At 59.6% G+C, this 19458-nt stretch carries 19 protein-coding genes; 11 read left to right on the plus strand and 8 right to left on the minus strand.

Annotated features, from left to right (window positions below; translation table 11 throughout):
• Positions 1-84 precede the first annotated feature (84 nt).
• Genes J7394_RS03215 through J7394_RS03225 form a run of 3 tightly spaced genes read right to left on the minus strand, consistent with a single transcriptional unit; the run spans position 85 to position 2185 of the window.
• Positions 85-345, minus strand: coding sequence for a DUF6525 family protein (locus tag J7394_RS03215; protein WP_209250918.1), 261 nt, complete (start codon positions 343-345; stop codon positions 85-87).
• Positions 342-977, minus strand: a complete 636-nt coding sequence (locus J7394_RS03220) for a DUF1826 domain-containing protein (protein ID WP_209250919.1) — start codon at positions 975-977, stop codon at positions 342-344. Before J7394_RS03220 ends, J7394_RS03215 begins: the two co-directional genes overlap by 4 nt.
• On the minus strand, positions 974-2185 hold the full coding sequence (locus tag J7394_RS03225; protein WP_209250920.1) for a GTP-binding protein: 1212 nt from the start codon (positions 2183-2185) through the stop codon (positions 974-976). The genes J7394_RS03220 and J7394_RS03225 overlap by 4 nt, the downstream gene beginning before the upstream one ends.
• 104 nt (positions 2186-2289) lie before the next feature.
• Between J7394_RS03225 and J7394_RS03230 the strand changes: the two genes are divergently transcribed.
• A complete protein-coding gene (locus J7394_RS03230; protein ID WP_209250921.1) occupies positions 2290-2685 on the plus strand; it encodes an Rrf2 family transcriptional regulator in 396 nt (131 codons plus the stop codon).
• Positions 2686-2867: 182 nt separating this feature from the next.
• Here J7394_RS03230 and J7394_RS03235 read toward each other — a convergent pair whose 3' ends face one another.
• On the minus strand, positions 2868-3881 hold the full coding sequence (locus tag J7394_RS03235) for a LacI family DNA-binding transcriptional regulator (RefSeq protein WP_371811921.1): 1014 nt from the start codon (positions 3879-3881) through the stop codon (positions 2868-2870).
• A 231-nt stretch (positions 3882-4112) separates the two neighbouring features.
• Here J7394_RS03235 and J7394_RS03240 point away from each other — a divergent pair, with 231 nt between their 5' ends.
• The 6 genes from J7394_RS03240 (at position 4113) to J7394_RS03265 (ending at position 10297) form a co-directional block, all read left to right on the plus strand.
• Positions 4113-5417, plus strand: coding sequence for an extracellular solute-binding protein (locus J7394_RS03240; RefSeq protein ID WP_209250925.1), 1305 nt, complete (start codon positions 4113-4115; stop codon positions 5415-5417).
• A 72-nt stretch (positions 5418-5489) separates the two neighbouring features.
• Positions 5490-6371, plus strand: a complete 882-nt coding sequence (locus J7394_RS03245; protein ID WP_170376925.1) for an ABC transporter permease subunit — start codon at positions 5490-5492, stop codon at positions 6369-6371.
• Between the two features lie 11 nt (positions 6372-6382).
• Entirely contained in the window at positions 6383-7276 is an 894-nt protein-coding gene (locus J7394_RS03250; protein WP_170376923.1) for an ABC transporter permease subunit, read from the plus strand.
• A gap of 11 nt (positions 7277-7287) precedes the next feature.
• Positions 7288-8334: an ABC transporter ATP-binding protein gene (locus J7394_RS03255; RefSeq protein WP_170376921.1), complete on the plus strand. Its 1047-nt coding sequence runs from the start codon at positions 7288-7290 to the stop codon at positions 8332-8334.
• Positions 8331-9350: an endonuclease/exonuclease/phosphatase family protein gene (locus J7394_RS03260; RefSeq protein WP_247748026.1), complete on the plus strand. Its 1020-nt coding sequence runs from the start codon at positions 8331-8333 to the stop codon at positions 9348-9350. The genes J7394_RS03255 and J7394_RS03260 overlap by 4 nt, the downstream gene beginning before the upstream one ends.
• Before the next feature lie 278 nt (positions 9351-9628).
• Positions 9629-10297 (plus strand): 4'-phosphopantetheinyl transferase, encoded by a 669-nt coding sequence (locus J7394_RS03265; RefSeq protein WP_209250926.1) that lies wholly within the window; start codon positions 9629-9631, stop codon positions 10295-10297.
• Between the two features lie 142 nt (positions 10298-10439).
• On the opposite strand, the gene J7394_RS03270 is transcribed toward J7394_RS03265, so the two are convergent.
• Complete coding sequence (locus J7394_RS03270) at positions 10440-11363, minus strand: SMP-30/gluconolactonase/LRE family protein (protein WP_209250927.1); 924 nt, start codon at positions 11361-11363, stop codon at positions 10440-10442.
• Positions 11364-11583: 220 nt separating this feature from the next.
• Between J7394_RS03270 and J7394_RS03275 the strand changes: the two genes are divergently transcribed.
• From J7394_RS03275 to J7394_RS03290, 4 genes are all read left to right on the plus strand, one after another.
• Positions 11584-12633, plus strand: a complete 1050-nt coding sequence (locus J7394_RS03275; protein WP_209250928.1) for a patatin-like phospholipase family protein — start codon at positions 11584-11586, stop codon at positions 12631-12633.
• A gap of 133 nt (positions 12634-12766) precedes the next feature.
• Complete coding sequence (locus J7394_RS03280; RefSeq protein WP_209250929.1) at positions 12767-13780, plus strand: catalase; 1014 nt, start codon at positions 12767-12769, stop codon at positions 13778-13780.
• A 4-nt stretch (positions 13781-13784) separates the two neighbouring features.
• Entirely contained in the window at positions 13785-14501 is a 717-nt protein-coding gene (locus J7394_RS03285) for a hypothetical protein (RefSeq protein ID WP_209250930.1), read from the plus strand.
• Entirely contained in the window at positions 14498-15895 is a 1398-nt protein-coding gene (locus J7394_RS03290; protein WP_209250932.1) for a hypothetical protein, read from the plus strand. Before J7394_RS03285 ends, J7394_RS03290 begins: the two co-directional genes overlap by 4 nt.
• 28 nt (positions 15896-15923) lie before the next feature.
• Here the strand turns inward: J7394_RS03290 and J7394_RS03295 are convergent, their stop codons facing one another.
• Genes J7394_RS03295 through J7394_RS03305 form a run of 3 tightly spaced genes read right to left on the minus strand, consistent with a single transcriptional unit; the run spans position 15924 to position 19450 of the window.
• Positions 15924-16556, minus strand: a complete 633-nt coding sequence (locus J7394_RS03295) for an ATP-binding cassette domain-containing protein (RefSeq protein ID WP_209251226.1) — start codon at positions 16554-16556, stop codon at positions 15924-15926.
• Positions 16552-18267 carry an ABC transporter permease gene (locus J7394_RS03300; protein ID WP_371811922.1) on the minus strand — a complete coding sequence of 572 codons (1716 nt, stop codon included), beginning with the start codon at positions 18265-18267 and terminating at the stop codon, positions 16552-16554. The genes J7394_RS03295 and J7394_RS03300 overlap by 5 nt, the downstream gene beginning before the upstream one ends.
• Positions 18254-19450, minus strand: coding sequence for an ABC transporter substrate-binding protein (locus tag J7394_RS03305; RefSeq protein ID WP_209250934.1), 1197 nt, complete (start codon positions 19448-19450; stop codon positions 18254-18256). The genes J7394_RS03300 and J7394_RS03305 overlap by 14 nt, the downstream gene beginning before the upstream one ends.
• Positions 19451-19458: the final 8 nt, after the last annotated feature.

The following is a 19458-nucleotide window of genomic DNA, read 5'->3' on the forward strand; positions in this document are numbered from 1 at the left end:
CGTAATTCATCAATCAACAATGATCGGATGGTGACGGCTGAGCGTAACAGTTTCAAGTCAAAGCGACCCCAGAGCGTGGGTGCATTAACGGCGCGGTAGGGCCATCACCTTGTCACGTGCCAGTGTACTCGCCTCGGCCCGATTCAGCGATAGCAACGTTTCTTCCGGCGTAAGACCTTTGGCCAGCGCTTTGACCCAAATTCGGCGCGCCGAGACGGGCGACCACGGCAGGGCCGCTTCGGACAACCACTGCCGCAACGGGGCGGGCAGGCTGTCAAAGACGGCCATGGGATCGGCTGCGCGCTTCCTGCGCCGCAAGCTGCTTTGCCCCAGATTTCCGGTCATGCGGCCTCGTCCGGGTCTGTGATGGGATCCAATACCAGTACGAGCCGGGTCTCGCCGGTGCCTTCGATCGGAGGGGAACGGTGCAAAAGGCCCGACCGCGGTGTTTCCGGCCAGCGTGTTCCACGCAACAGGATCGGAGACCCGGTTTGCACCGTAAAGACACGTTGAGGCTCAGCGCCATCGCGCGAAATGCCGTACTGCGTACCGGTGCCGCGATAGGTGCAGACCAGTCGCGCCGTGATGGCGTCGATATGGAACTTGCGGCAGGCGTTGGATGTGACAACATCCAGCCGCAACCTCAAATACCGGGCCGAGACCAGATCTGAGAATACCTCTGCAAGCAAGGCGATGTCTGCCTCCAGCCAGTCCCGCTCAGGGCATGTTGGCAAACCGGACATGTCGCAGAGATGGCCGACCGTTTCGGCCAGTTTGCCCAGCGGAAGGATCACCCGCCCGTTCGGCAGGTCCTCGGGGTCAAGATCATTTAGCCAGCTTTGAACACTGGGCGGAGTTTGACGCCGCCAAAGTGCCGCGGCGCAGCCTGGGTTGAGAAAGGCGCTCAGCGCCTCGGGCGTATCCGCAACGCCAACCCCAACGGCCGCCCCCATCACGGTTTGGCGGACGGTGCTCATGCTGCGGCCTCAGCCCGACGCCAGATCGGGAACGGGTCGGGATAGTCGGGCAGATTGTCGGGACCCAACGCCGCAACGGCAGGTACGAGGCAGGCATCCAATCGCGCCCTAAGGGTCGGCCAGTCGATCCCCGCACCGATGAACACGATCTCTTGCCGGCGGTCTCCCCATGGTTCTTGCCAATGGGCCTGCATGTAGGCGCGGGCGCTGTCATGGGTCGGTCGGCGTTCTTCCGGAACCGAAGCCCACCACGTGCCCAAAGGCTGCACGCTGGAGAGTGCTCCGGCCAGCGAAAACTCGGCCACCCAATCAGGACGCGTCGAAATCCAGAAATGCCCCTTGGCCCGGATCACACCGGGCAAATCGCCGTTCAGAACCTCTAGGATACGCTCGGGCACGAAGGGCAGACGCGCACGGTAGACATAAGACGCAACGCCGTATTCTTCGGTCTCGGGGACGTGGTCGGCAAAGCCATACAACTCCTTGGCCCACATCGGATGCTCATGGGCTTTTTCAAAATCAAACAGGCCCGTATCGAGGATTTTCTCAGCCGCCACAGCGGAGTGATTGACCTCGACGATCTCGGCATCCGCATTGAGGCTGCGGATAATCTTGCGGGCCGCGTCGACCTTTTCCGGCCCGGCATCCTTGACCTTGTTCAGGATCACGACATCGGCGAACTCTATCTGATCGGTAAGCAAATGAACGAGAGTGCGTTCGTCTTCCTCGCCCATTGTCTCACCGCGATCCTGCAGGAAGTCATGCGAGGAGAAATCCCCAAGCAGGTTCACCGCATCGACAACCGTCACCATCGTGTCCAGACGCGCCACATCGGACAGGCTTTCGCCATACTCATCGCGGAAATCGAAGGTTGCAGCCACCGGCAGAGGCTCTGAAATACCCGTCGACTCGATCAGCAGGTAATCAAAGCGCCCCTCGGCCGCCAGTCGGCGGACCTCATCCAAAAGGTCATCGCGCAGGGTGCAGCAGATACAGCCGTTCGACATTTCAACCAGCGTCTCGTCCGTCCGGCTCAGCTCGGTATCGGCGCGCACGAGGTCGGCGTCGATATTCACCTCGGACATATCGTTCACGATCACCGCGACACGGCGACCTTCGCGGTTGTTGAGAACCCGGTTCAGCAAAGTGGTCTTGCCAGCCCCAAGAAATCCGGAAAGCACCGTGACGGGAAGGCGCGTATCTGACATATGAGTCTCCATAGCTCTGGATGCGGTTCTTGTAACTTTCATAGTTACTAGATTAATGCAACAGCCAAAGTTACGTTGCTAGCAGGTTTGGAGAACCCCGCCCTATGAAGCGCAATAGCCGCCTGTCACTTGCCCTGCACACGCTCAGCCACATGGCCGGAGAACCGGACCGTGTGCGCACCTCAACCGAAATTGCGGACCATGCCGGAACCAACCCGGTTGTTGTACGCCGCGTTTTGGGAAAACTACGCGCCGCCGGTCTGCTGACGTCCGAGAAAGGCCATGCAGGCGGATGGCGTCTGGCCCGCGTGCCGAGCGAAATCACGCTGGCCGACGTCTACCTTGCGCTGGACGAGCGCCTTGTCGCCAGCGGCAGCGAAGATGAGGCGGCAACCTGTTCCGTCGAACACGCCCTGCAAAAACGCGTGCGCGGCGTTTTGGAAGAGATCGAACAAAGCCTCGTGGAAAGACTGTCAGAGACGTCGATCAAAGAGGTCTGAGACAGGCCCCAGCCCGGGCGTCGGCCCAAACTCAAAACCACCTGCGGCAGCAGAAAGGCACTTGTATCGGGACCTCTCTCCCACTCACTGCAAAATCGGGTGAGAGGCAGTGTGAAGAATATCAAATCCAACACGCGCCGACGAACCCTTCGCGATTTCAGGCACCTCGGGCCGTATCAGCGTCAATGGGTTCCGCGCGGGACAAAGAAGGGCTCGATCAGAAGGGTCTCACTGGCCTTTGCCGGTTCAGCCAGACGTTTTTCCAGCAAGGTGATCACATGTTCGACCGACAGGTCGATCGGATTGTTGATCGTGCTGAGATTGAAAGCGGGCCACCCGGCCATTTCGATATCGTCAAAGCCTACAATCGAGAGTGTTTCGGGCACGTCCACGCCCAGCTCCCGTGCGGCGGTCAACGCTCCGATCGCGCTGGCATCATTGGCACAGATCAGCGCATCAAGGCTGTTTTCCCGCAGTAGTTTTTGCGCTGCGTCGTATCCAGCCCCAACCGTGAAATCTCCGACCTCTTCCGCGATCAGGGACAATCCTGCCGCCGCCAAAGTGTTGACCACCCCGGCCCTCCGATCATCTGAAGATCCGAACTCGGCCGCGCCCGCGATGAACCCGAACCCTGTGCGGCCCTTGTCCAACAAAACACGGGTCGCGAGGGTCATCCCCTCGGCATTCTTGCAGCACACATTGTCGATCCCCGCCGCCTCCACGATCCGCCCGGATGAGATCATGGGGACCCCGAATTTGCTGCATTGCTCCACAAGCGCGCCGGGCATGCTACCTCCGCGCAGAATCAGAGCATCCAGCGGATAGCGCAAAACCTGATCCATGGCTGATTCAGCGCTCTCGCCGCTGCCATCAATCAGAATCGGCCACTTGTTCAGCGCGTTCAACTGCCCGACCAACCGGTTCACAAACTCTGAGTCGTAGGTGCTGCGTTTGTTGCCCACAAAGACCGCCACGAGGTGCGATCGCCCCCCCTTCAACCCTGCCGCCAACGCGTTGGGTTGATACCCCATACGGTCAGCCATATGCATGATTTTTATACGTTTTTCCGCATCAAGATAGGCGCCGGGCGTAAACGCACGGGACACGGCAGAGCGGGACACGCCCGCCGCATCAGCAACCGCCTGCGCCGTAACGCGGCGCGGTCTGTCCAGTTGTTTTTTGCTGTCATCAACCACGCCTAAGCTGTCCATCTTTTTTGTTTAATTTGTCAATATTGCTAGAAATCTTTCATCGAACTGTCATACGTTAACAGTATGTGGTCACGTGTGCAGTTTGCGGACGTATTCCACTGATGCGGGTCGGAGGCTGCGCGCGAAAAACGCCGCAGGGGAGCCTGCATGAAAACTGGCACATAATGCCAACGGTCTTTTTGCTGCAAAGGGCCGACACCGAACCGGAGGATCGAAATGAACAATCTGAAGTTTTGCGCAACAGCTGCCGCGCTCGCGTTCACCGCGACCGTAGCTTTTGCAGAAACCGAAATCACTTGGTGGCATGCCCATGGCGGGCAGCTGGGTGAAACCGTCAACAAGGTTGCTGAGAAATTCAACGAGTCGCAGGACGAATATACAATCACTCCGATCTACAAGGGCAGCTACGAAGAAACGCTGACCGCCGGGATCGCTGCCTTCCGCGCGGGCGAGCAGCCCAACATCATGCAGGTGTTTGACGCAGGCGCAGCCACCGTGATCGCAGCCAAAGGCGCGACCGTTCCGGTTCAGGACCTGCTGGCTGAAAACGGCGTCGAATTCGACATCAATGACTACATTGCCGGTGTGCGTTATTTCTATGCCGACAGCGATGGCAAGATGATCGGTATGCCGTTCAACTCGTCGACCCCGATCTTGTACTACAATGTCGACGCTCTGGAAGCTGCAGGCGTGACCCCGCCGAAGACATGGGAAGAGTTCCAGTCGACCACCGCTCCGGCGCTGAAAGAGGCAGGCTACATCCCGCTCAGCCAGTCGCACCTGCCCTGGATCTTCACCGAGAACTTCATGTCGCGCCACAACCTGCCGTTTGCGACCAACAACAACGGCTATGACGGCATGGACACCGAGATCCTGGTCAACAACGACGCGATCAAGGCGCACTTCACCGCCGTGACGGAGTGGAAAGACAACGGCATGTTCGAATGGTATGGCACCGGTTGGGGTGACAACGCAAAACCGTTCGAAGAAGGCAAGGTTGCTATGTGGCTGGGTTCGTCCGGTTCGTTCGGCGGCCTGTTGCAGAAAGACCTGGGTTTTGAATTCAGCGCGGTTGAGCTGCCCTATTGGGAAGCCGTCACTCCTGAGCCGACCCAAACCTTTATCGGTGGCGCCGCTCTGTTCGCGATGTCGGGCAAGTCGGACGAGGAAAACAAGGCAACTGCCGAGTTCTTCCGCTTCCTCACCGCACCTGAGACCCAGTATTTCTGGCACCAGGAAACCGGTTATGTCCCGATCACCGAGGCCGCTTATGAAGCCGCCAAGGCAGACGGCCACTATGACCGCTACCCTGCCGCCGAAGTTGGCGTAAACCAACTGCAGGCCAAGGCCGGTGACAACACCAAGGGCTACCGCATGGGCTTCTACGTTCAGATCCGCGACATCATGAACCGCGAGTATGGCCGTATCCTGACCGGTGAGACCGACGTGGAAAGCGCCTTCCAGAACATCGAAGCCGAAGCTAACGAATTGCTGGCGCGCTTCGCAAAGACTCAGGGCTAAGGTTCTGGGATCACCCCCAAGATGGTCGCGCCTCAGGGCGCGGCCATCCCCCATTTTGCAACTGGACTAACAATGAAACGCGCGGGCTTCGACACTATCTGGCTTCCTGTGGCGCTGCTGCTACCGCAGCTCATGATCATCGCCATTTTCTTCTACTGGCCCGCTGGGTGGGCGCTGCAATCGTCGTTCTTTCTGCAGGACCCGTTCGGGTTCGGTTCGACCTTTGTGGGGGCGGACAACTATACCTCATTGCTGGGCAATGATCAGTACAAACGCATCGCGTGGTTTACGGTTGTCTTCTCAATTCTCGTCACTTTCTTTTCACTGGCTATCGCACTGTTGCTGGCGGTCAAAGCTGACAAGGTGATCCGAGGGGCGAGATCCTATCGCACCCTGCTAATGTGGGTCTACGCGATTGCGCCGCCCGTCGCGGGCTTTCTGGGCATTCTGTTCTTTGATCAAAGCACCGGCCCAATGACCAAGTTCTTCGGACTGTTCGGCTGGGAGTTCAAGCTGGGCGTTGACTACAATGCCACCGCAACGGCAATGATCATCGTCGCGGTGTGGAAACAGATCCCGGTGAATTTCATCTTCTTCCTGTCGGGCCTGCAATCCATCCCACGTTCAGTTCGCGAGGCGGCCATGATCGACAACCGCTCATCCACGCGGCGGTTCTGGGACGTGACCTTTCCTCTGCTGGCCCCAACCGCGTTTTTCCTCCTGATCATCAACATCACCTATGCCCTGTTCGATACATTCGGCATCATCGACGCACTGATGAAGGGTGAGCCGGGCAACAACCCGATGACGCTTGTCTACAAGGTGTATCTGGATGGCTTCCGCGGCAACGACCTTGGCGGATCATCCGCGCAATCCGTTGTGTTGATGGCCCTTGTTCTGATCCTGACCGTCTTCCAGTTCCGGCTGGTGGAACGCCGGATTCACTATACCTGAGGGAGGATATCATGGCCGACACCACACTCGACACACCCGCCGTGACCCGTAAACCCCGCAGAATCCGCTGGGAAACGATCGGAGATCACTTTGTCCTCATCCTTGGGTCCTTGCTGATGATCCTGCCGCCGCTGCTGGCGCTGACGACAGCCAGCCACGATGCGGTCACCATTCACCGCGAGGGCATCCAACTGGGCCTAGGCGACGACCTGGGCAAGAACTTCAACGCCGCCATGTTTGAAAAAGGCGGGTTCACGCAGACCGTTGACGGCACCTTGATGCTGATGAACTCCTTCATTCTGGGCATCGGCTTTGCCGTGGGCAAGATCATCATCTCGATGATGGCCGCTTATGCCATCGTCTATTTCCGTCTGCGCTTTGCAACGCTGGCCTTCTGGGTGATCTTCACCACCCTGCTGTTGCCGCTCGAGGTCCGCATCCTGCCTTCCTACGAAGCGATCCAGAAACTGGGCCTGACCAACACCTATACCGGTCTGATCGTTCCCCTGATCGCATCTGCCACAGGCACGTTCTTCTTCCGGCAGTTCTTCATGTCCGTCCCCGAAGAACTGGCCGAGGCCGCCCGGATCGACGGCGCAGGGCCGTGGAAATTCTTTATCGACATCCTCGTCCCGCTCAGCCGCACGATGATTGCCGCGATCTTCATCATCATGTTCGTCTTCGGCTGGAACCAGTACCTGTGGCCGACGCTGATCACGACGGATGAAAGTTTCTTCACGCTGGTCCGGGGCATAAAACAGATCGTGCTGACCTACACCGACAGTCAGATCCCGGAGCACGGGCAGGCGCTGGCGCTGGCCATCGTTGCGATGATCCCGCCGGTGGCGATCGTCATCTTCTTCCAGAATTGGTTCGTCAAGGGCCTCACAGAATCCGACAAATAAGGAATACGCGCATGGCTCAGGTATCATTAGAGGGCATCCGCAAGGTCTATCCCAACGGCTTCAAGGCCGTTCAGACCACCAGCTTCACCATTCAGGACGGCGAGTTTGTCGTTCTGGTCGGCCCTTCGGGCTGCGGCAAATCCACGTTGCTGCGCATGATCGCGGGGCTCGAGGATATCACAGAAGGCACGTTGAAAATCGGCGACCGGGTGGTCAACGATGTGGACCCTGCGGATCGGGACATCGCGATGGTGTTCCAGAACTATGCTCTGTACCCGCATATGACAGTACGCAAGAACATCGGGTATGGCCTGAAGAACCGTGGCACGCCCGCGTCCGAGATCGCAGCCAAGGTCGAAGACGCCGCCAAGATGCTGAACCTGACTGAATATCTGGACCGCAAACCGGCGCAATTATCCGGTGGTCAACGCCAGCGCGTCGCCATGGGGCGCGCGGTGGTGCGCGACCCCGCCTTGTTCCTCTTTGATGAACCTCTTTCGAACCTCGATGCAAAGCTGCGCAACCAGATGCGGATCGAGATCAAAGCCCTGCAGCGTCGTCTTGGCACGACGGCAGTTTACGTAACCCATGACCAGGTCGAGGCGATGACAATGGCCGACAGGATCATCGTTTTGAACGCAGGCCGGATTGAGCAGATCGGTACCCCCTCCGAGATCTACCACAATCCGGCTTCTACCTTCGTCGCCTCGTTCATGGGTGCCCCACCCATGAACCTGATCGAGGCCGAAGCGTCAGACGGGCAGGTCCGCCTCAACGGCTATGACGGGCTGATGCCCGCGCCACAGGCCGTCAGCGGCCCGGTGACCATGGGTGTACGTCCCGAGGATGTCGAACTGGATGAGAACGGATCCGTCTCGTTCCAGGTCGACATCCTCGAAGAACTTGGCGCGCATCGTTTGCTGCACGGAACGCTTGCGGACCAGCCATTTACAGTCATGGTCGGCAAAGACCATAGCGTGCACACGGGCGAAACCCGCATCACCCTGAAACACGACGCCCTGCGTCTGTTTGACGTGGAAACGGGAAAAGTCCTTTGATCACAAATACTGTCGCGGTTTTGCCCGAGGTCACATCTGACCAGCGGGCTGAAATTTTGGCTGCCCCACGCACAACGCAGGCGCATCGTTCGCTGATGGCATCCTTGCCGGCGATGAACGCGCTGCAATTGGGGGGCGAGGCCAAAGCGGCCCAACTGCCCGCGCAGATCACCGTCGCCGCCTGGAATGTTGAACGCTGCCTATTTCCCGAAGAAACCGCCGCGCATCTGGCCCCGATCGCGCCAGATATCGTTCTACTCTCCGAGGTCGATTGCGGCATGGCCCGCACCGCGCAACGCCACACCACCGAAGAGGTCGCTCGCGCCCTGGGCATGACCTACGCCTTTGGCGTCGAGTTTCACGAGCTTGATTTGGGCGGCCCGACCGAGCGCGCCTTTTGCACCGATGATTTCAACACAACCGGCTGGCACGGCAACGCCGTTCTATCCTCGGTCCCGTTTGAGCGCACAGCTTTGATCCGATTGGACGACCACGGCCATTGGTTCACCCCCGAAAGCGGGGCAGCAGACCCTGAACAACCCCGGGTCGGCGGGCGCATGGCTATTGCCGCCGTTGTGCCAACCGAAAGGGGGCCGATCTGCGTGGTCTCCACGCATCTGGAAAGCAATTCCGCCGCTGAACACCGGCAAGTTCAGTTCGAACTTCTGCTACGGGAGATTGACGCCTTCGCCCCCGACATTCCCATTCTGATCGGAGGAGATCTGAACACCGGCAACCACCTTCCTCCCGATTTCGACTGGCGCCGCGAAACCTTGTTCGCACTGGCCGAAGATCAGGGCTATTCGTGGGAGTTTACGGCCGAGGGCGACACGACCCGCCCCAGTTTGATCACACCGCACCCGGACCGAAAGATGAAACTGGATTGGCTGGCCGGGCGGGGTTTCACGCCCGTAGACAAGGGCGTGTTGAGTTCAATCTCGGCCACTGGCACACCGCTTTCCGACCACGACTGCGTGTGGACAAAGGCCGATATCTCCGCACTTTCAGACGCATAATCCAATTCCGATCGTAGTCTGACACGCGTCTTCGAGATTTGAAGACATGAGGGGCGCTAAGCCCCCCACCCTCTTGGCGAGAGGTGGGTTATGGCGGATGCCTTCAAATGGTTTGCGACAATTCAAGCTGCCCCACTGCGCAGATGTCATACGATTTGAAAAACCGGATTGACGTGGCGCGATGCTTGAGGGAAGCCAAGGGGGCCATGACACCGCCTGCCCAACACCTCTCTGCCCTTCAAACGCGCTCCGACGGGTTCCTAATGGACTTACGGGCCATGGACATCGGGTCTGTGGCAGCGACTGCCGTGATCGCGAGGTTTGATCAATCTCGTTTTGAAGATGGCCTTTTCACGACGTTGGACGTCGACCGCCCGAATCGTTTGGACAGGGCCGTTGAAAAGCGAAAGTCCGAGTATCTGGCAGGCCGTGCCGTAGCCATGGCCGCTTTGGCATCAAATGGGCATGCGTCGACGCAGATCGCCACAGGTCCCAACCGTGAGCCGATCTGGCCCGCAGGCGTGGCAGGCTCGATCACGCATTCAAAGGGGCGCTGTGCGGCGATTGTCACCGATCAGCCTGACACTTTAGTCGGCATCGATATCGAGGACATCGCTGAAGGATCCTCACTGGATGCGATTTTCAAGGTCGCTTTGCAGCCCGAAGAAACCCGGCTGATCCGGGAAAGCGACGCGCAAGCGTTGACGGCAACGCTTGTATTCTCCGCCAAAGAAACTCTCTACAAGGCCCTGTTCCCGGCGGTAAAACAGTTCTTTGGTTTTGACCATGCCGAACTGCACTGCGCGCCCAGTGAAACCGTTCTAAGGCTGCGGTTGACCAAATCTTTGAAGAATACAGTCACGGCAGGGACGGAATTCGACATCGGCTACAAACAACTGGACCGCAGCGTCATTACCTGGCTCGTCACACCCGCGCCTGCAGACTGAGCCTCCGCAGCCTGGCTAAGGCTTTGTCTTTTTTGTTCCTTGTCGCTGGGTTACACCTACGACACACCGATGTATCGATCCGCTATAGGCAATTGCTCAAGCACCTGCCCATTCCGCCTGAACAAGGCAGACCGCCCTTACATCAAGCTGTGAATTCCAGCTTCAACCCCGGACGAGGCCATCTGGCCTTGTAGATTATGCCCGTGCTGGAGGCTGTGATCCAGATATCCTGCATGTCCTCACCGCCAAAACACATATTGGTCGTGAAGAGGTCGGGAATGGCGACATGTTCGGTTGACCCATCAGGGCTGAACACCGTGATCCCGCCGTTGAAAATCGTCGCCACGCAGACCCGGCCATCGGCCTCGACCTTGAGACTGTCGAGCCATTGGTACCCCGGCAAGGTCTGAACCACCTGCCCCGGCATCCCCGGAATCGGGCCGGGCTCGACCTGGCCCTTGCCGGTGATCTTCATCGCCCAAAGCCGCCCAAATACCGTGTCCGAGACGTAGACGGTGCCGCCATCCGGCGACAGCCCGACCCCGTTGGGCATCGGGATCGTAGCAGCCTTGATCAAGGTCTTGCCGTCGATCGTGGCATAGTACAACCCGCCATAGCGCGTAGATTCCGCGTCCTCGATCCCGGTGTCCGTGAACCAGAACCCGCCCTCCTTGTCGAAGACCAGATCGTCGGGCGCGATCAGCCGTTTCCCCTCGTAGGAGTCAAACAGCATCGTGACCTCTCCGGTCTCAAGATCGACCCGATGCACCGACCCACCCTTGTAATGCGGGCGAATGGGGGCGGGAACGGTGATATCGTCGGGTCCGTAGGGCACGAAACTGTAGACACCGCCATTGTTGCAGACATAGGCAGCGCCATCCGGTCCAATTGCCACGCCATTCGGGCCGCCGGGGATTTCGGCCACCACACTGACGGTGCCATCGACGGACAAGCGCGCAAGGGTCTGCTCTTTGATATCCACGAACAGGACCGAGCCATCATTCATCGCGACCGGACCTTCGGGAAAGCCCAGCCCGCTGCACATCTCTTGTAGTTCCAATGCCATTGCCTCAACTCCCTGATTGTGCCGTGGCCCCGGCGGGGTCGGCCATTGCGGGCCAAGCCCGTCCTTTTCGCGGCGAACTGTGCTGACAAATACAGGTTTTCGCAAGGCTTTTTCCAATTTGCTATGCGGGATGAACCCCAACGGGTCGCAAAACGGCTGGCTTTTCCCAGCCCAATTATCCTAAAACCCCTTACAACTAAAAAGCGATGAGGCGCATCGAATGGTATTCAAACTCGTGTCCTGCGATGGCGGGGGGATCAGGGGCTACCTGACCTGCCTGATCCTGCAAAGCCTGCAGGAAGAGACCGGCGTTCTGGACAAGGCGGACGGGTTCGCCGGCACCTCGACCGGTGGGCTGATCGCCGTGGCGCTGGCGGATGGCCGGACGCAGGGCAAGGATATGGGTCAGCTGATTGGCGACCTCGCTGCGCATTACCGCGAGGATGCCGACAAGATTTTCCGCGAAAACGAACACAGCTTCTTGGACAAGGCGCTGGATGAAGTGCTGCGGCGGTTCAAACTGGGCGGAGGTCCGGGCATCACCGCCTCGCAATACAATGCCACCGGGCTCGAGGAGATCGGGCGCAGTCTCGTGGGCGACCGCAAAGTCAATTCTCTGTCGCCGGATCTGGTTCTGGCGGTCAACACCGTGTGCCTACATCGCAGCGACAAGGTGGGGTGGTCGCCGTTTACCATCACCAACCAGGTGCTGGGCTACGAAAAATGGCTGGATATGAGCGATGTCGGCCTGCTGGATGTCGCCATGGCAAGCTCGGCCGCGCCATCCTATTTCCCACCGCATCAGATCATCTCGGACGGGGTGGACTATGGCTATTTCGCCGATGGCGGGGCCTTTGCCAACAATCCGGTGATGAACGGCATCAACGTGGCCATCGCGGCTGGTCGCGCCGAAGGGCTGGCGCATATCGAGGCTCTGTCGATCGGCACCGGTCAACAGCCCACGGATATCTCGGAAGAGATGATCAAGAACCCCGACGATTGGGGCCTGTTGAAGTGGTTCGGGATCACCTCGGGCGCGCCTCGGGGGGCTTTGATCGAACTGCTGCTGACTACATCCGCCGAGAACCAGCATTGGATGGCCCATCTTGTGTTGAAAGAGCGGATGGTGCGTCTGAACCCTTCGCTCCCCAAGGTCGTGGGGCTGGCGACACACCGACCTGAATCCTATGATCTGATGGAGAAGGCATTCTACACCTGCCGGCAAAGTGAATACTGGACCCATGCCAAAGATATGCTGAACAAATGGTAGCCGACCTCAGTTTTGTGTGATCAAACAGTGGCTTCGCTGGGTTTAATGCATTCTTTCTGTTGCCTTTGCCCGACCAGTGTTTATGGTTAACGCCACGTTTTGGGGGTAACTTCAGTTAACAGGTGGTCAAGTCATGAGCGATCCCGGCCTTGCCGAGAAGCTGGTAAAAGTTCTGCATCGTCCTGACGGTGATCTGGCCATGCGCCCTGTTCACACAATCGGGATCAGCGCGACCGGCTATTTCAAGCCCACGCCCATCGCCCGGAATTTCTGCACCGCGGATCACTTCACCAATGAAAAGACGGATGTGATTGTTCGGTTCTCGAACGGATCTGGCTGCGCTGTGGTGCATGACGGCTGGTCCGATGTCCGGGGGCTGGCGGTTCGGTTTCACCTGTCTGACGGATCCGATACCGACCTGATCGCGATGAACCTGCCCGAGTTCTTCACCCCGACGCCCGAGACGTTTCTGGATTTCGCCGAAGCCGCCAAGCCCAAGCTCTACACCGGTCAGACCCCCTGGCAAAAAATCTGGAGCTACCTTCAACTGATGCTGCCTGAACGCGATCCCTATCCGGGCGAGACGATCAGCCCGGACGAAGGTGCCATCGGGTTTGCCGACCGGAACGCCTATTCTCAGCTTGGTGTTTTGCAGGCCGCCCAGATCGGCGCGCCGACCAGCTATGCGCGGGCGGCCTATCACGCCTGCCATACCTTCATCGTGACCGGAGCAGAAGGCGTGCGCCGCTGGGTGCGGTTTTCGTGGCAACCCATCGCAGGCGTGCTGAACACCGACCCGGATGAGACACCGGTGGATGACTACCTTCAGGCCGAACTTAGGGAGCGTCTCGCCAAGGAACCTGCGCGTTTCTCGCTGATGATGACAATCGGTGAGGTCGGCGACGATTTCAATAACTCCTCGCGCCCCTGGCCACCTCATCGCAAACGGATCATGATGGGCGTTCTCACGCTAAACGCTGTGCCTGAGGACCAGATAGAACAGGCCGAGAAGCTCAGCTTCAATCCTGGCTTGCTGACCCCCGGGATCGAGGCCTCGGATGATCCGGTGCTGAAAATGCGCATCGACTCGTACAAAATCTCAAGCGCTTGGCGCGGCGGGTCCCCTTGCCCGTTCTCGAAGGGGTAAGGCCATGACTCGTCAGAACAGTTGGTTCAATCGCTACGTCAACACCCTGCCGGATCGTGGATGGTTCAAGTTCCTGTCACGCTACATCGTTGTGCCCTATTGGCATTGGCGCGACCCCAAGCCGAAACTGCCCGGCGGACCGCGCCCCTCGCCGCAACCCAGCGAGAACGTGCAGCGCATGATGAACCTGATCATGCCGATGAAAGACCCCTCGCCCGCCGGACGTGCCCATGCCGCGCTAGCCATCGCGCAAAATGTCGAAGAGATCTTCGCAGGGCTCGACAATGTCGGAACGGTACATTTCGCCCGGTTTTTGCTGATCGACGACAAGATCTGTATGATTTCGGTCTATGACGGCGATTTCAGCAACTATATTCGGGATTTCATCACCACCATCGGCAGTGTGTTCAACGACGTCATCTCGCTTGTGGACGGGGCGGAGCACCTGATCCCAACCGAGCACAATGTTGAAGAGTTCATCGATTGGGTTCACGAACACGACCTGTTTCAGGCCCCCGATTTCCCGACCGACCTGTTCGGCCTTCAGGATGAGGCCAAAGGGTTGCCTCCGAACCAGCCGCCGCATCGGCTGGAAACCCTTCCGCGTGCGTTTGTTCTGCAACTCTACGCGAACCCTAACCTGTCGCTGGGGGGCGGTTATCGCGCCTATCCGGGCGTTTCCGCCGCGCAAGTGCGCCAAAAATTTGGACAAGGCTGGTGACTGCAAAACTCGATCTCGCCGACATTCAGGGCAACATCCTGCGCGGTTATCGCCGCGATCTGGTGCGCCATCTGTTTCTTGAAGTCACCGACCGCGCCGCGGCCCGCCAGTTTCTGGCAACCGCCGTCGATGGCGGCAGTGACACGGTCCCCGAAATCACCCGAGGGGTGTTGTGGGAGGTCAAACCGCCCTTCTGTTTCAACATCGGCCTCACATATGCCGGGCTGCGCGCCCTTGGCACCGCGCCCGAGGATCTGAAAACCTTCCCTAGCGAATTCGTGCAGGGCATGACGAAACGCGCGATGAAACTGGGCGATTTCGGCACCAGCGCGCCGGATCACTGGCCTGCTCCGTTTGATCAACCTGACCGGGTTCACATCATGGCGTCGGTCTATTCCGACGTTCAGGATCACCTCGACCTGGTCGAGGAACAGGTTGGCGCGGCCTTCACTATTCTGGGCAAACGCGACGGTCGCAATCTGGCCGATAGCAAAGTGTTTTTCGGCTACGTCGACGGCATTTCCCAGCCCCGGTTCGAGCAGGTCTATGACCCCGAACAAGCCGGTGTCGACGAACCGATCGACCCGCTGGGCACCGCCCTTCTGGGCTATCCCACACGGCAGGAGGGCGTGGTGTTCCGCGTCCCCTCGCCCAATGCGCTTGGTTTCAACGGGTCGTTCAATGCGTTCCGAGTTCTGGCGCAGGATGCGGCCGGTTTCGAGACCTATCTGGACAAAGCCGCCGATGAGTTGATGGATCACCCGGATCGCGACAAACTGGTCGATCCGAATAATCTGGATCGCATCGGGGAAGGTCTGGACATCCACGGCGCGCTGCGCGAAGTCGTCGCGGCTCAGATGTGCGGGCGCTGGCGCAACGGCGTTCCATACGAGTTGTCACCGGATGCGCAATGGCCCGAGCATGAGGTCTCGCTGACCAATTTTAACTACAACGCCCATTCCCGCTGTCCTGCCGGGTCGCATCTGAGACGCGGCAACCCGCGCGGCGGTCGGATCGTGCAACGCATCGCCAATTACACGCGACGTCTGGTGCGGCGCGGCATGTCCTACGGCCCGGATTTCGACCCTCAAAACCCGGACACCGCCGAACGCGGCCTGCTAGGCAGCTTCATCGGCGCCAATATCGGTGCGCAGTTCGAAGCGGTAATGTGCGACTGGATCAACCTCGGCCTGCACGACCCGACAATCACTGGGGCCAATGACCCTCTTCTGGGGGCAAACACGCCGGAAACCAGCTGGTTCGACCTGAGCCTGCCTGATGGCGGCACGATCCGCCTGCACGGCTTTCCCCGTCTGATCCACACGCGCGGTGGCGCGTACACGTTCCTGCCCAGCCTGACGGCGATCAAATTCCTGTCCGGGTTGACGAACTAGGCAAAGCTGATCATCTCGACCAACTCCGCTATTCAGGCAGGTTCACGACCCGGCCCCCTGCGGCCTCGGCATCGGCGATGTCATGCGTCACCAACAAGACCGGTAGCCGCGCTGCGCGGGCTCGGGTAAAGACGAGTTCCCGCATTCTGTCCCTGAGGCCGACATCGAGGCGCGAGAAAGGCTCATCCAAAAGCAGGGCATCGGGCTCCGCTAAAAGCATCCGCATAAGGGCGACACGGGCGCGCTGACCTCCGGACAGGGTCTCGGGATCACGGGCTTCAAATCCGTCCAACCCGATCTCGGACAGGGCGGCCTGAATGCGCGCGGCCCGGTCCGGGGTGCGGGGCGGCAGGCCAAAGCCGACATTCTGACCAACAGACAGGTGCGGGAACAACAGGTGGTCCTGAAATAGGATCCCAACGCGCCGTTTCTGAGGCGGCAGAGCGTTCAAAACCCTTCCGTTCAACGTGATGCGCCCTTCAAGACGGAAGGCAGGCGACAAAGTTCCGGTGATTGCTGCTAGTATCGTAGATTTTCCAACCCCGGACGGCCCCATCAGGCTCAGAACCTCTCTGGGCGCGATGTCAGCTGATAGCTGCACCAGCCCTTTGCCATCGGCGTGAGAGATCGAAAGCTGATCCAGTGAGAGGCCGTCTTCAATCATGGCGCAGTCCGCTTTTGTTGCGATAGACAATTCTGGGGATCATCAAGGCCAGAAGGAACGGCAGCCATGCCGTGAAGGCCAGCGCGATAGTCCAGACCCCTATCGCACGGCGATCACCGCCTGAAAACAGGGCCAGAGCCTCGGTCGTCAACGTGTTCAACCGCCCGCCCGAGGCCAGAAGAGTGGCCAGATATTGGCCGACTGACACTGCCATCCCCACCGCAAGTGCCGTCAGGATCGGGGCCAGCAGCATCGGAAGACGGATACGCCAAAGCATTCCGACCGCTCCCAGCCCCATCGCGGCCCCAATCGTGGCATAGCGGCGGTCGAGCGCGCGGTAAGGGCCGGCCAAGGCCAGAAACACGTAAGGCAGAACGAAGACCAGATGGGTCAGGACGACAGGGAAAATGCCCTGCGCCGCTCCGATCTGAATCATCAGGATCTGCAGGCCCGGCAGGAAAGCGATCTGAGGCAGGATGAGCGGTAGGTACAGGATCACCATCCCGGTCCTGTTCATCTTGCGCCCGGCGCCGAGTTCGGTGTTCAGGCAGCCGATCACCAGAACCAGAGCGATGAGTGCGGTGACAAAGGCCAGCGCCAAGGTGATCAAAGTGACCTCAACCGCGTCCGGGCCGTGGCGCTCCCAGGACATCAGGCTGAAGCTGCTCGGCAGCGCGTCGGGAAACCTCCAACGTCCGGCGAAGGACCAGATAAGCTGGCTGATTAAACCGCCGAACACCGCGATCCCCGCTGTGAGTGACAGCACGAGGCCAATGGTTGTGAGGGCAGTGTCGCGCAAGCCCATGCCGCGCGTTCCGCTTTCAACGCCACGGTTGATCAGCGCGGCAACGGCCTTCTCCCCACCCCGCCAGACCATGATGGCTGCGGCCACCAGCCCCAACTGCACCAAGGCGGCTGCGGCAGCGGGCGCGCGCAAGGTAAGATCGGGGTCCGTCATCCAGCGCAGGATGAACATGGACAGAGTCGGCGGGCGCGACGGCCCCAGAACCATCGCGACATCCACATTCGACATCGCGTAGGCCAAGACCGCATAGATCGGCAGCCGGATCTGCGTATACAGAGCAGGCATCACGGCCAGAAACCACCCTCGGACCCTGCCGTAACCCAGCACTTGGGTCACGCGCATCCGCTCGGCAGATTTGATCTGAGGCAGTGCGGCCAGTGACATCAGCAACAGGAACGGCAGCTCTTTAATCATCAGCCCCGCAATCAAAGACCACCCGCCCGGGTCTTGCAGGATCAACACGTCCGGAGGGCGGGTCCATCCCGTCAGACCGGGCGAAATCAGACGCGCAATCCAGCCAGACGGCGCAATTAGGAACGCCAGCCCCAGCGCGGCCGCCGCATGGGGTACAGACAAAAGAGGCGACAGCAGCGCCTCAAGCCGCGAAAACACCCGCGTGCCCTGCCAGCCTGCAATCAATAGAAAACACCCGATCAGCGCCCCAAGTGTCGAAAGGAAACCGGTTTTGAATGATAGCCAGAGGGCCTGACCGACGCCCGGCTCGGCCCAGAGGCGCGTCCATGGATCAAATGAAAACCCGTTTTGCCCGTCCGGGCGCATGCCTCCGAAGGCCGGGAGGATCGTTCCCAATAGCCCGGCTGCGATGGGGCCCAGCAACAACGCTATGGTCAGCGTCGGCGCCAGCCCCCATTGTTTGCCGGGGCTGAGGTCAGTTGCCAACACCGTATCGCTCGGCCCAATCCGCTTCGATCCGGGTCATCCAGCTGGGATGCGGCTCAGGCAAGGCTTGGCCCAGTTCGGCGGGCGAAAGGGTCGCCACGCCCAGCTCCAACGCGTCGAACCCGGCGCGATCGTCAGCCGGAATGGCGGCCATGTCCAGCACGGTGCTGAAACCCAACACTTCAGGGTCCTGCGCGCGCAGTTGCGCCTCGGGGCTCATCAGGAAATCAGCAACGACCAAAGCACCCGCCTTGGCCGAGGCATTGTAGGGGATCGCAACAAAGCTGGCATTGCCCAGCGTTCCATCCTCCAGAACGAAAGTCCGCGCGCTTTCCGGCAGCTGCTGGTTGGCAATGGCCGTCGTTGCCTCACCCGGAGAGAAGCTGATCGCCATGTCGACCTCTCCATCATTAATCAGCTGCAGCTGGCTCGGCCCGGTTTGCGGATAGGCGCGACCTGCGCGCCAGAGGTCCGGCGTTACATCCTGCAGCCAGTCCCACAGCGGCGCTGTCACCTGCGCATAGTCGTCCCCGGCGGGCTGCTGCAGGATGGTCGGGTCCTCGACCAATTCGATCAGCATCTGTTTCAGGAAGGTCGTTCCCAGAAAGTCAGGGGGCTGGGGGAATGTAAACCGACCTGGGTTCATAGCCGCCCAATCACGAATTGCCTCAGCTGATTTGGGGGGTTCGGGCAGAACTTCGCTATCGTAGATGAACACGACCTGCGCCATGGCCCAAGGGCTTTCGAACCCCTCGGTCGGAACTGTAAAATCTGTGGTGACGGTCTTGCCATCCACATCTACAAACTGCCAGTTGGGCAGAGCCTCGGCGAACGGGCCAAACAAAAGATCGGCCTCTTTCATGGCACTGAAATTGGCGCCGTTGATCCATATCAGATCAATTGCTCCGTCCGCGTCCTGACCGGCGGACTTCTCGGCGATCACCCGGCTGACCGCATCAGCGGTATCGGTGAGTTTCACATGCTCAAGCTTGACGCCATGTTCCTCTTCGACGCGGGTTCCGACCCATTCGATGAAATCGTTGATCGTGGTCGAACCACCCCATGCGTTCCAATAGACGGTCTGACCGTTGGCCTCATCCAGAACGTCCTGCCAGTTTGCGGGATCAGGTTCAGCCCATGCTGTTCCGGCCAGCGCCGCGCAGAGGGCAGCAAATAGATGTTTCATGGGTTTTC

The organism is Ruegeria sp. R13_0 (assembly GCF_017743995.1).
Taxonomy (GTDB): domain Bacteria; phylum Pseudomonadota; class Alphaproteobacteria; order Rhodobacterales; family Rhodobacteraceae; genus Ruegeria.

Coding starts and splice junctions, on each gene's coding strand:
- J7394_RS03285 (WP_209250930.1), top strand. CDS start 13,785: ATGACTCGTCAGAACAGTTGGTTCAATCGCTACGTCAACACCCTGCCG.
- J7394_RS03270 (WP_209250927.1), bottom strand. CDS start 11,363: ATGGCATTGGAACTACAAGAGATGTGCAGCGGGCTGGGCTTTCCCGAA.
- J7394_RS03250 (WP_170376923.1), top strand. CDS start 6,383: ATGGCCGACACCACACTCGACACACCCGCCGTGACCCGTAAACCCCGC.
- J7394_RS03220 (WP_209250919.1), bottom strand. CDS start 977: ATGAGCACCGTCCGCCAAACCGTGATGGGGGCGGCCGTTGGGGTTGGC.
- J7394_RS03230 (WP_209250921.1), top strand. CDS start 2,290: ATGAAGCGCAATAGCCGCCTGTCACTTGCCCTGCACACGCTCAGCCAC.
- J7394_RS03280 (WP_209250929.1), top strand. CDS start 12,767: ATGAGCGATCCCGGCCTTGCCGAGAAGCTGGTAAAAGTTCTGCATCGT.
- J7394_RS03240 (WP_209250925.1), top strand. CDS start 4,113: ATGAACAATCTGAAGTTTTGCGCAACAGCTGCCGCGCTCGCGTTCACC.
- J7394_RS03255 (WP_170376921.1), top strand. CDS start 7,288: ATGGCTCAGGTATCATTAGAGGGCATCCGCAAGGTCTATCCCAACGGC.
- J7394_RS03225 (WP_209250920.1), bottom strand. CDS start 2,185: ATGTCAGATACGCGCCTTCCCGTCACGGTGCTTTCCGGATTTCTTGGG.
- J7394_RS03305 (WP_209250934.1), bottom strand. CDS start 19,450: ATGAAACATCTATTTGCTGCCCTCTGCGCGGCGCTGGCCGGAACAGCA.
- J7394_RS03215 (WP_209250918.1), bottom strand. CDS start 345: ATGACCGGAAATCTGGGGCAAAGCAGCTTGCGGCGCAGGAAGCGCGCA.
- J7394_RS03265 (WP_209250926.1), top strand. CDS start 9,629: ATGGACATCGGGTCTGTGGCAGCGACTGCCGTGATCGCGAGGTTTGAT.
- J7394_RS03245 (WP_170376925.1), top strand. CDS start 5,490: ATGAAACGCGCGGGCTTCGACACTATCTGGCTTCCTGTGGCGCTGCTG.
- J7394_RS03275 (WP_209250928.1), top strand. CDS start 11,584: ATGGTATTCAAACTCGTGTCCTGCGATGGCGGGGGGATCAGGGGCTAC.